The following is an 11756-nucleotide window of genomic DNA, read 5'->3' as shown; positions in this document are numbered from 1 at the left end:
CTCTTACTAGAATGTTAAACCTATTCATTCAAACAGCCGTTGATGCTTATGAAAAAATTCGTAAAAGAATCGTACATTGTCCAGTTCATACCACTCTGTCGTCTGCAGCATGCTGGCATCAAGATTGTAGATCTTCGCATGAAGCGTGCCCAGAACAAAAGGAGAGTGCGTGGCAATAATGAATTGACTATCGAAGTAACGCGCCAGATCGTTCATCTGTTCAGCCAGCTTGATTTGATTCGCGGGAGACAATGACGTTTCCGGTTCATCCAATAAATACAGCTGACCGGGGAGCAAATGCTCCTCAAAGAACTGCATCGAGCTTTCCCCGTTCGAATACTTCTCCTGCGAGAATCGAATGATATCCATCTTTTTCTCAAAAGCATACGACTGTTCCAGCTCTTCGACCTCGGCCTTGCTCTTTCCCTGTACAAATTGCTCATGAAGCAGCCCTTCGCGAAGCACGCTTTTCTGCTGTATTTTCTTGATTTCATATAGCAGATCCTCTGACTTGATGTACCGGCTCCCCTCGGGCAGCTTATATACGGGACGCTCCTGTTCATCCAGCCCGAGTTGGTAGCTGCTTTCCTCGATAAACCGCTGAACATAGATGCTGTGTCCATAAGTGGACATTCGCTCAGCACCCGCCAATCCCAAAATGTTCGCGATCAGATTCAGCAAGGTGGATTTGCCGGAGCCATTACTACCGTAAAGTACCGTGATTCGGTCAAACAGCAGAACCTCCCCTGCCATGTGTCTGAACACATGATCCGGATAGATATTCGGATTGCTGGAAATGACAGAAGAGAGTTTGAAGTTACTTATATGCAGCACGTCTCGGCTCCCCTCCCGGATAAAATAAAATGAATTCATGTAGAATATTCATAACGACAATCTATCCATGTAAACACCCAATTCAAACGTCTTTTCTATTCGAGAACCGTCCAAATATCCAATGCAGACATACGAATGGCCTCATGCTCATGATTCCGGTATGCTCGCAAGCGTTCGGTACAAGCCTGATTCCACAGTAGTGCGGTTCCCGCAATCCTCAGCAGAGAAAGCCCAAGATACTGGGCCGCAATTCGCTGCTGGCCTCTCAGTTGGTCTACCAGATCCAGAATCGCCTCCGGTTTCCAATACGCCTCACTGGCATTTGCTGCACGATTGATCTGCCTGTAGGCTACCTCGGATAGATACGGATGCTTGTCCACCATTTGAATCACAGGGTCCAATTGCAGGGCTGCCTGATCCTTCTCGTTCCATTCCACAAATGCCAAATGTAACTTAATTACGGCTGATTTCAGGGTTTCTTGGGATTGAAGAGCAGCAATTATGCCTGTATATAAAGGAACGAGTCCCCGCTTCGCTTGTGGAGGCAATGAGATTAGCTTGTCTATCAACGCGACCAGTCGCTGCCGTTCTGGAAGGTCTCTCTCCGAGCTGGCATTCCATTCGGCTCTTGTCTCCGTGCCCGCCAATTGTGTGCAAACGTTAATGACCTGGTCATTCACCTTTCCTTCACGACAAGCAGAAATTAGCGTATCCATTGCTGCCTTCCACCTGGCATTGTCCTCCAGATCCAGAAGCGTTTTGCTGGCCGAAGCTGCCACCTTCTCTTCACTTCCATTCACCCACAGGCTCATCGCCCGGAAAGCCTCTCTCGCCACAACCGGATCGGCATGTCCGGCGATCTCAATAATCAACTGCAAATATCTTGGCCGGGCTTCTACGGGAATGCCGCCAGAATACTGGTTAAGCAGGCTTCTGGCGATATCACGCTGCGGGGAAGCAGCCATGGCACTCAGCATGGCCCAGCTGCGTTCATCATCCAGCCATTGTCTAGCCGCATGGCCTATGGCGATCATCACGTCCTTGTGCACATTCGGTTTCTCGTATTCACGGATGAGAAGGCCCATGCTCTCTTCACTTTTATAAGCTCCAAGGAGCCGGATGGCTTCTTTTCTGACCGTGATCTTTAATTTCTCCCGATGGAGCAGGTCGGACAGCATGGACGTCAGCATCACCGGACTGACCCTGCGCATGCATCTGGGGATTGAGTACATGGCAACCCTGGCCCGGTCTCCATCCAGGTTGTTTAGCAATACAGGCAGTGCCTTCTCGGGCTCTTCCCATAACGAGTATGCATACAGCGCTGCCTCCACAACATGCACTTCCTCGTCATGCAGTAATACTTCCAGTTGATCAGAGCAATAATCAGGCAAGCTGGCCAAGCTGCGCATCGCGGATGCACGTTCATGGAAGCTTCGTTTGGCGTCGAGTGCAACCCGTTCCAGCAGGGAAGCGAATGCCTTTTGCTGACGCGGCAGCCACCGATGAAACCCGTTATGCGCAGGCACAACATGAATGGTTTTTCCCGATAAATGCTTGCCTTTGATGATTGCCCCCGAGATGAACGGGTCCAGCCACTCCTGACGCTTCAGATGCAGATGCATGAATACGTCATGGAATGAGATGAAGGATGGATCTCTATCCAGCAATTCTCTAACCCTTGCATCCCGGGTTTTATAGGGTGCCAGCCAATAATGAACTGCCTGTGGGGATACCGTTTTGGCCTGCAGCAGTTCTTTCAGCAGAAGCTGGAGCTTCGGCAACCGATCCACGGCTTTTCCGAACAAATCTGCCATGCGCAGAATCACACTCGTGTTTTCACGCTTGTTCGCTTCCACACCAAAGGCATAGACCTCATCGAATAACGCTTCCAGTGCAGAACTCGGTATGCTATCCCAATCCATCGAGTACAATGCAAACTGTCCGTCACGCATTGTCAATCTTCCGAACGTTCTCAGAGCAAACTTGAACAGGGCGCCCTTCGGCTCTAGTGCATGTTCACGCAGTATGGCAAAAGCCAGTCTCTCCACTGCGGACCTTGTCCCATAAGACGTGTCTCTTGCTTCAATCACGCTATCCACCAGCACCGTCAGATCGTCAATATGCTCTTCCTTGAACATGGGAGCAGGACAGTTGGAGAGCTGAGCCATCACCATGAAGCGTACCGGATCCTGATCGTTCTTGATTCGGGTCAGGAAACGAAGCGTCTCATCCATACCACGCCGGGAAAGTGCTGTGCTTCGAACGAGGTGTGCATAGGCTGCTGCACGCTCATCGCTATTAGACACCTGAACGGCTTGTTCCAGCTTCTCCCGTGCATGATCGATGGTAAGGCGTGCCGTCGTTTCGAGCATGGCGTCCCGATCATCACGAATGTCACGCAGTTCCAGCATGCGGGCAGCTTCCTTGTCACGCAGCTGGTGTGGCAGTACATCCAGCAGCGGCGTGGGGAAATTACGCGTCTTCCGCTCTTCTTCCGGATAAGCCGCATCAAAGATCGCTTCGCGATGTGAAGGCGCAAGGGCATCCAGCACCCTGGCCAGGTGCACTGGCTGATCTGCGAGTAATGCACCCAGTGTGGTCCACTGGGCTGTGGTGAACCATTTTCTTTTTTTCAAAACACCTGCCGGTACGCCATGATTCAGAAGATATTCCCTTGTCTCCTCACGTGTCAGCAGTTCGAATACATCCTCTGCGCTGGCCTGAATCAGAATCCCCAGCTGCTGCTTGAGTACAGGATGAATCGTATCCGTCGGCCCAAGCGTAAGCGCACATTCCAGCACGATCGCCGGTCTTGAAAAACTCAATATTTCAATTGCGGAAGAGAGCGCCCACCATACATGGGTCTTCTCCCGGTGCGTTGCATGCTGCAAAGCATTCTTGAAGTACGCTGCCACCAGATCGGGGTGGTACTTCGTTAGGAGCCGCCAATTCTGTAACGCATAACCCAGCTCTGGCAGCCTACTGCCTACCGTATCTTCGCTGCACACAGCCAGTAGCAAGGCCGCTTCTTGTGCTCCCCAGCGGTTAAGCACGATTGGCAGCAGACGCTCCGCCCAATCCTGACGATGTGTATTCAAGATGCTCCTCAGCAATTGACGGCGGCAGTGATATGACATCAGGGCGATTTCGGTTTCAATCGAAAAGTCCGGGTCCGTCACCACTTCTGGCAACAGCCGAGCCGCCCGGCCCCTAACTCCTGCCTTCGGATGCTGCAGAGCAAGTATAACTGCACGGGCATCATTCACTACACCCGCACCCGTCAAGGCCAGATGAGCCTCATAGGCGGTGCCGCTTTCGAGCAAGGATACAAGCAGCGCGGAATATTTCGTATCTCCTGCATGTTGGCGTCCCAGAAGTGCCATCCGCTTCATTCTGTCCGAATACCCCAGCGAGTCCAGCGCTGTAAGCAATTGTTCTCTATTTATCAGATCATGTTTATCTGTCATCATTTTCTCTCCCCTCATGCTTCTAATAAACGCTAATGAACACTTATAAGCGATCCAACCATCTCCACAACCATACTCCACAGGGTAATCCTGGAATAATATAACTTCTTGATTAGCATCGGATTTTCCTGTTTAATTCCACATCTCAGACAATGTTAGCGTACGGAGTCTATCCTCTTAGCCTAGATTGAAATATTACGGCAGTTGGACAAAAACCACATTCAATGTACTTCGTCTTGGTTTGTGTGTTTGACCGAGGCAGCAGGCTGCACACAAAAAAGGGATGACTCACGTGGTCCGTAAACGGCCCTTGGAGTCATCCCTTTTATCTAAAATAGTGCTTCTATTAAATTAGTTATTCCAGTACTGCTTGGCAATGCGTTGACCTTGGTCGATCTTCGCCCATTGCTGAGCTTCGCTCAGCTCATTACCGCCATCGCAGGAGGCGAACCCACATTGATGGGAGAGCAGCAGACGATCCTTATCAATGATTTTGGATGCTTCGTCAAGCAAACGGATGACGCGTGCTTCATCATCGAGTGTACTTGTTTTGGAAGACAGCAGGCCGAGAACAATTTCCGTTTCCGGTCTGTCCTTGAACACTTCCAGCGCTTCGATCGAACCTGCACGGTCATCATCCCATTCCAGGAAGAAACGGTCATATTTCAACTGTTTCAGGAACAGGTTGGCGATCTTCGCATAAGACCCACCACCCATATTGCGGGAATCGTAGTTACCGCGGCAGTTATGTGTCCACATTTTCAATCCCAGGCTGTGACCGAAGTCAATTACGTTATTGTTAATCTCAATAAATTCAGCAGCGAGACCCTTTACTTCCTCTTGATCAATGTGCTCGCCGGTAAATGGAGAGTTCGGGTTATCGTCTGCAAACAGCTCCCAGAGGCAGTCGTCGAATTGCAGAATTTTGCCGCCAGCCGCAGCGAATTCCGCTACGAATTCTTTATAGGCCTTCTCAAGACCCGCTTTGAGCTCCTGTTTGTTCTGATATACAGCATCCGTACCGCCGATGTTATCCGACCAGGACAGCTCACCGAAGATATGGGAAGGTGACGGTACGCAAAGTTTTGTTTGCTGATCGCCTGCCGTATCCTGCAGCTGTTTGAACAGTTGAATGAAGTGATGGTTCTTACCGCTCAGTTCACCTGTAATGCGCAATCCGATATCTTTGCGAGTTTCATATTTGGATGTTCCATCCACATCCCGGAAAAAGTAACCGTGGTCCGCAATATAGCGTTCGATTCCGTCAAAGCCCCAGACAAAGTCCAGATGCCACATCGACTTGGAGAACTCGCCGTCCGTAACCACCGACAGGTTATGCTCGATTTCCTTTTGTACGACCTCTTTCACCGCTGCAGTCTCGCACTCGGCATATCCTTCAAAGTTTTCATAGAATGGGTACTGTATATCATCACGATGCTCAATTTGAGTTTTATATGTCAGCAGCTCTTCGGGCCGCAACAAACTTCCTACGATCTGGAACTTATCAGTCATGTAAATAACCCCCCTCGTTGTATAGGGCTATCATAGCACGCGGAAAGGAGTTAGAAGAATAACCAAAAGAAGATAACTAGTTATAGCTAAAAGCTATAGCAAAACCAATTATCTTTTACTACCTGTTTACTTTGAATGCCCATCGAGAGAAATGAAGATTATGGTATAATCGGATAGTAATAGAAAGGCTGATATGGGCGGTCGGCTAATCTCCCGGAAGGGAGGTGATGCCTTGTGACAGTGTTTGAAGCGATTATGCTGATGCTTACCTTCGGTTCGCTGATTGTAGCGCTGCTGTCCAATAAACACAAGTAGACCGCCCCCCGAGCAAAGGTTGCGGTCTACTTGACGTATATCCTCTTGTTAAGCCCACCGCCCTTAAAAGCGGCTATTGCGCGGAGAGTCGTGTTACAGCACGGCTCTCTTTGCATTATAAGCTGTTCATGCCCTTATTATAACATGACGAATGAGGAATTCAATTCATGGCTTAGCAGGCGTAGAAAAAAATGATATCCATCTAACTCTCAACTAAATCACAGCGTCCTACGCCGAATTTCATAAAAATATTGCACGGCTGGATGCTTTAACTTGATCTTCTCGGACATGTTCAAAATTCGTTTTTTGCCAACGCGTCTGTCTACCAAAGCCAGAATGTTCAGCAAGATATCTTGACTCTCCAAACTTTCTTCAATAGGTCTTGATAAAAACGTAGTCGCTGCAGCCGTAAAATTGGATTTGCTTAATGATGACTGAGCTGACAAAAGCTCTTTGGCCAGGACAGAGATTTTTCTGCTTCTTGCAATGACGTGCAGGCGATCCTCTGGAATGGCTCCTTTGCTCTCTTTTCGAATCGCTTCAATCTCTTCATCATCCACAGGAATTTCAATATTCGGATCGTTCTTGATCTCCTGCTCCGTCTGGTACCAGCGGATTGGGGTTGTTGAGTCACTCATATTGAGTATGTTCTTCTTATCTACGGCAAGGTAACAGTTTCCTGGTCGATCAGATGAATAGCGATAGCTGGTTGATCGGTATTCCACCCTTCCTACTAATGCTGGACAGAGGAAACTCTCTAGATTTTGCTTCAATTTACTCCAGGACATTGATTTCTCCCTTGTTCAATATTCATAACCAACTTTTAGGTGGCTTCTCTACAATCCATCATACAATAACCTGTGCTTATCCTCTATGATGTGGTCTTCAAAAGAAAAAACACAGCCAAGTCGGCCATGTTTTCCCAAGGTTAGTCTATTGTTACGCCAACCTACTGCATCTTAATTTCCTTGTACCTCAACCTCATCATGATTCTTGCTTCCAAACTCATCTAGCAGCGTGCGCACCTCTTTTGTGGATTTGGCGTTCATTAAGCTGTTTCTAAGTTCACTTGCCCCGCGGAATCCACGAACATAGATTTTGAAGAAGCGAGCAAGCGGGCTGAACGAACGCGGCTCCTGTGCGGAATATTGATCATAGAGATCAAGATGAAGCCGCAGCAGACCAAGCAGTTCTTCGCTGGTGTGTTCCTTCGGCTTTTTTTCAAAAGCAAACGGGTTCTGGAAAATACCACGCCCAATCATAATGCCATCCACACCATATTGCTCAGCGAGCTTCAACCCAGTCTGACGATCAGGAATATCCCCATTAATGGTCAGCAGAGTATTGGGTGCTACCTCATCACGAAGTTTTTTAATCTCCGGAATCAGTTCCCAGTGAGCATCTACCTTGCTCATTTCTTCTCTTGTGCGCAGATGAATCGAGAGATTCACGATGTCTTGTTTCAAAATATGGGTCAACCAGTCGCGCCATTCGTCCACTTCAGTGAAACCAAGTCTTGTTTTTACACTTACGGGCAGTCCCCCGGCTTTCGCAGCCTGGATAATTTCCGCAGCCGTTTCAGGACGACAGATCAGCCCGCTGCCCTTCCCGTTCTCCGCCACATTGGCTACAGGACAACCCATGTTGATGTCGATGCCTTTAAAGCCTTCTTTCGCCATACCGATGCTCATTTCCCGGAAGAATTCCGGCTTATCTCCCCAGATATGAGCTACCATGGGCTGTTCATCCTCTGTAAACGTCAAACGCCCGCGTACACTTTTGTTCCCCTCCGGGTGACAGTAACTCTCCGTATTCGCAAACTCCGTAAAAAATACATCCGGTCTGGCCGCTGCACTCACAACATGGCGAAACACAACATCCGTTACATCTTCCATCGGTGCCAATATAAAAAATGGTCGTGGCAATTCACGCCAAAAATTGTCTTTCATCTTAAAAACTCCTCTATATATACCGGGACCAACATGGCCCCGAGAATAGTAAATATCTGTTCATTCCCTAGTTCATCCATTGGGTACGAATGTTACTGCTTCTTCTTCAATTACACCATCTTCACTTATACCATGTTACCGCAGCGTAGTTCAAACAGCATTATATGTTAAAGCCGCGTCCAAACGAATACATTTTAATCTGAACAGACGCAAAGTTTTTTCATGGCCGCATAAAAAAGAGGGGCGATGCCCCTCTTGGCTATTTACCCAATGGAACTTGGATCCGGGTTTCCCCTACTCCATTTGTCCTTTCTCTAATTTTATCACGTCTCAAGCTGATTTTCAGCACGAGTTTATTCGTCATGTCTCAAAGCCTAACTCAACTCCCGCTTTGCCTCCCCCATATATAAATCAAACCGGCTCCTTCGTTCTAATGATTCTCGCTGTCCGCTCTTGCCGAACCGAACGAGCTCCTCTACAATTAAAGCTCGGCAGGCTTTTGTACCTGCAAATCGTGACATGAAGGTGGCCTGAATCAAACATGGAAATTTCATTGGATATGATCAAAGACAAAGTCGAATGCCTGCAGGCTTATGACTTCAAAGAACTGGAGCGTACGATTGAAGACCGAATCGGAATCAACAAAGCGCTGATGCTGCGAGTGAAGCAGGTTCAGCATCAAGTGACGTACCACCCCATTCACAACAAGATGTTATATAGTGCCGTTGTGCATTTTGCCGTTGATTGATGGAGTACAGGTAAATAAATGGGAACAGCAGAAACCGGATTGATTTATATTCAATCCGGTTTTTGCTTTGTTTTGTGATCTACTTTTTCAAACTTGTGCTTTATATTCTTTCACACCGACTCTTACATAAGAATTCCCAAGATTTTTAACTGCTCATTAATCTTAAGCAAACAAGCGGCTGCCTGATCGGCAACCGCTGTATCTGACATGCTTATTAAATGTCGTAGTTATTCGAAGGACTGTGATCGATAACGGATTGCACGACTCGTTTAACCACGGATTTTGCGGCATCCTGGATGGAAATTCCGCCGATCTCATCTGCGTTAACTTCGATAAATCCTTTGCCCCCAATGATCTCTCGTGCTGTCTCAAGTTCGCCCGCACTGATAGAATCATGGGATACCAATGAGATCAGGCCGGCGTCGTTCAACACCTTTGCCATCTCCGCCGTTCCGCGGAGCGTTTCTCCACTGACGCTCTCAAGCAGCATCGTATGGTAACCGGATGACACCAGTCGCTTCTCCACTTCCTTGGCGAGAGCTACCGTATCCGAGCCAGCAAACCAGACTGTGAGCGGCGATTGTCCTTTCTGCTGGGCGCGAACTTCTCTCGTGATCCCCGTATCCAGCGTGGCAAATCGGCTGTCTCCCTTCAGCGCTTGATCGATGACTCCGCAAGCGGACGTCATGTTGGTGACACGATCAATGAGGATAAAACCTCCGATGCTCTTATTGTGTTCAAAGGAATCGAAGACGATCTGATCCGACAGCGTGAATTCACACTTGGCCAATTCGTTCTTAACAATCTGATCCGCCGGAACGGTCTGGCCCGTGTTAATGTCAATTTTATGAGTAATTGCCGTTACAGTGCCTGGAAGAGTCTTCGTTCCGACCTTGACCCAATAATGCTTGCCCGGAGTCAGAACAGAATCGTCCATCCACAGGATCGTAGAAGCGAAGCTGTCAGCTTCTTGGACTTGATTGTCCGTCGTGAGCACGCAACCCCTCGAGACATCAACTTCGCGGTCCAGTTGTATCGTAACCGGTTGGCCAGCATAAGCCGAATCCTGAGCTTGGTCCGTCACCAAAATCCGCTTAACCTTTGCTTTTTCCCGACTTGGCAGCGTCATGAGTTCGTCTCCGACCGAAACCTTTCCAGCCTCGATCTGGCCCTGGAACCCACGGAACGTATGGTCCGGTCTGCTTACACGCTGAACCGGCATCATGAAAGGCTTCGTATCATCGGTAGTATGAACATCTATATTTTCCAAATAAGGCAATAAAGCTAACCCTTCGTACCATGGGCTATTTGGCGACTTAGTTGTGATGTTGTCCCCTTCCGTAGCGGACACGGGAATGACCTGAATGCTCTTGATTTGGAATTCGGCCGTCGTTTGGATGAACTCTTCCTTGATCGCCTCGAATGTCCCCTGATCAAAGCCAACCAGATCCATCTTGTTCACAGCCAATACAAGATGCTTGATCCCCATCAGGGCGCAGATCCGGGCATGGCGTTTGGTTTGGGTAATGATGCCTTTGGTAGCGTCCACCAGAATGATGGCTAGATCGGCAAAGGAAGCACCTACAGCCATGTTGCGCGTATACTCTTCGTGTCCCGGTGTGTCAGCCACGATGAAGGAACGATGAGACGTCGTAAAATAACGATAAGCCACATCAATGGTAATCCCTTGTTCGCGTTCGGCCAGCAAACCATCGAGGAGCAGCGAGTAGTCAATCTTGCCGCCTCGGCTTCCCAATCGACTATCGAGCTCAAGTGCGCGCTCTTGATCGGCGAACAGCAGCTTGGCGTCATAGAGCATATGTCCGATCAGCGTGGACTTGCCGTCATCCACACTTCCGCAGGTAATGAATTTAAGTAGACTCTTCATGTTAGAAATAGCCCTCCCGTTTGCGTCGTTCCATGCTTCCCGCTGCTTCTTGATCGATAACCCGACTGGTCCGTTCGGAGGATAACGCACCCAATGTCTCCTCAATGATCTCGTCCAGCGTAACAGCATCGGACTCGACTCCGCCCGTGAGCGGGTAACAACCCAACGTGCGGAAGCGAATCTTCTTCATTTCGATCTTCTCGCCAGGCTCAAGCTTCATCCGCTCGTCATCCACCATGATGATATGCCCGTCACGATTAACGATCGGTCTTACGTCCGCGGAGTACAGCGGAACAATATCGATGTTCTCCCGACGAATGTATTGCCAGATATCCTTCTCAGTCCAGTTGGACAGCGGAAAGACTCGAATGCTCTCTCCCTTGTTGATTCGCGTGTTGAACAGCTTCCACATCTCCGGACGTTGGTTCTTCGGGTCCCACGAGTGGTTCTTGTTCCGGAACGAGAAAATCCGCTCCTTCGCACGCGACTTCTCCTCATCACGTCTTCCGCCACCGAACGCAACCGTGAATCCGTATTTATCCAATCCCTGCTTCAGGGCTGTGGTTTTCATAATGTCGGTATATGCGGAACCATGGTCGAAAGGGTTGATTCCTTGTTGAATAGCCTCTTCATTAGAGTGCACGATCATCTCGATACCAAATTCCTTCGCCTTCCGGTCGCGGAACTCTATCATTTCCTTAAATTTCCAGGTCGTATCGATATGCATGAATGGGAACGGCGGCTTCTCGGGGTAAAAAGCCTTTAGGGCCAAGTGCAGCATGACCGAGCTGTCCTTGCCGATGGAATATAACATGACCGGTTTCTCGCACTCCGCTGCTACTTCTCTGATAATGTATATCGCTTCAGCCTCAAGTTGATCCAGATGTGTTAGTTCTTGCATGGCAAGGCGGCCTCCTTTTAATCCTCACTAAAACCATCGTATTTATAAACTTATCCTATCAGATTCCCTCTTTATTGCAAAGTGGAAAAAAGTAAAATTTATGATGTCTATGTGTTGGATCGACAATATTCAGCATGGAGTA

9 protein-coding genes are annotated in these 11756 nt (G+C 48.6%); 2 read left to right on the top strand and 7 right to left on the bottom strand.

The genetic code is table 11. From position 1 onward, the window contains the following. Positions 1-24: 24 nt before the first annotated feature. The 3 genes from F4V51_RS04035 to F4V51_RS04025 form a co-directional block, all read right to left on the bottom strand. A complete protein-coding gene (locus tag F4V51_RS04035) occupies positions 25-834 on the bottom strand; it encodes an AAA family ATPase (protein ID WP_153976950.1) in 810 nt (269 codons plus the stop codon). Between the two features lie 95 nt (positions 835-929). Next, positions 930-4304 carry a HEAT repeat domain-containing protein gene (locus F4V51_RS04030; protein WP_236146688.1) on the bottom strand — a complete coding sequence of 1125 codons (3375 nt, stop codon included), beginning with the start codon at positions 4302-4304 and terminating at the stop codon, positions 930-932. A 348-nt stretch (positions 4305-4652) separates the two neighbouring features. After that, on the bottom strand, positions 4653-5813 hold the full coding sequence (locus tag F4V51_RS04025; RefSeq protein WP_153976949.1) for a cobalamin-independent methionine synthase II family protein: 1161 nt from the start codon (positions 5811-5813) through the stop codon (positions 4653-4655). A 234-nt stretch (positions 5814-6047) separates the two neighbouring features. Between F4V51_RS04025 and F4V51_RS29455 the strand changes: the two genes are divergently transcribed. Then, positions 6048-6128, top strand: a complete 81-nt coding sequence (locus tag F4V51_RS29455; protein WP_353057537.1) for a putative holin-like toxin — start codon at positions 6048-6050, stop codon at positions 6126-6128. A 218-nt stretch (positions 6129-6346) separates the two neighbouring features. On the opposite strand, the gene F4V51_RS04020 is transcribed toward F4V51_RS29455, so the two are convergent. Next, positions 6347-6916, bottom strand: a complete 570-nt coding sequence (locus F4V51_RS04020) for an SF0329 family protein (RefSeq protein WP_153976948.1) — start codon at positions 6914-6916, stop codon at positions 6347-6349. 171 nt (positions 6917-7087) lie between these two features. After that, complete coding sequence (locus F4V51_RS04015) at positions 7088-8077, bottom strand: tRNA dihydrouridine synthase (protein ID WP_153976947.1); 990 nt, start codon at positions 8075-8077, stop codon at positions 7088-7090. A gap of 541 nt (positions 8078-8618) precedes the next feature. Between F4V51_RS04015 and F4V51_RS04010 the strand changes: the two genes are divergently transcribed. After that, the gene (locus F4V51_RS04010) at positions 8619-8825 is read left to right on the top strand and encodes a DUF2536 family protein (RefSeq protein WP_153976946.1); all 207 of its coding nucleotides are present in this window, start codon (positions 8619-8621) and stop codon (positions 8823-8825) included. A 214-nt stretch (positions 8826-9039) separates the two neighbouring features. On the opposite strand, the gene F4V51_RS04005 is transcribed toward F4V51_RS04010, so the two are convergent. Both F4V51_RS04005 and cysD read right to left on the bottom strand, forming a co-directional pair. Continuing rightward, on the bottom strand, positions 9040-10713 hold the full coding sequence (locus F4V51_RS04005; protein WP_153976945.1) for a GTP-binding protein: 1674 nt from the start codon (positions 10711-10713) through the stop codon (positions 9040-9042). A 1-nt stretch (position 10714) separates the two neighbouring features. Then, positions 10715-11614, bottom strand: a complete 900-nt coding sequence (cysD, locus tag F4V51_RS04000) for a sulfate adenylyltransferase subunit CysD (RefSeq protein ID WP_095288547.1) — start codon at positions 11612-11614, stop codon at positions 10715-10717. Positions 11615-11756: the final 142 nt, after the last annotated feature.

It is taken from the genome of Paenibacillus xylanilyticus (assembly GCF_009664365.1).
GTDB lineage: Bacteria > Bacillota > Bacilli > Paenibacillales > Paenibacillaceae > Paenibacillus > Paenibacillus xylanilyticus_A.
Note: the sequence above shows the minus strand (reverse complement) of the source record. Positions and strands in the feature narration are given on the sequence as shown.

Coding starts and splice junctions, on each gene's coding strand:
- F4V51_RS04030 (WP_236146688.1), bottom strand. CDS start 4,304: ATGATGACAGATAAACATGATCTGATAAATAGAGAACAATTGCTTACA.
- F4V51_RS04025 (WP_153976949.1), bottom strand. CDS start 5,813: ATGACTGATAAGTTCCAGATCGTAGGAAGTTTGTTGCGGCCCGAAGAG.
- F4V51_RS04020 (WP_153976948.1), bottom strand. CDS start 6,916: ATGTCCTGGAGTAAATTGAAGCAAAATCTAGAGAGTTTCCTCTGTCCA.
- F4V51_RS04015 (WP_153976947.1), bottom strand. CDS start 8,077: ATGAAAGACAATTTTTGGCGTGAATTGCCACGACCATTTTTTATATTG.
- F4V51_RS04010 (WP_153976946.1), top strand. CDS start 8,619: ATGGAAATTTCATTGGATATGATCAAAGACAAAGTCGAATGCCTGCAG.
- F4V51_RS04005 (WP_153976945.1), bottom strand. CDS start 10,713: ATGAAGAGTCTACTTAAATTCATTACCTGCGGAAGTGTGGATGACGGC.
- cysD (WP_095288547.1), bottom strand. CDS start 11,614: ATGCAAGAACTAACACATCTGGATCAACTTGAGGCTGAAGCGATATAC.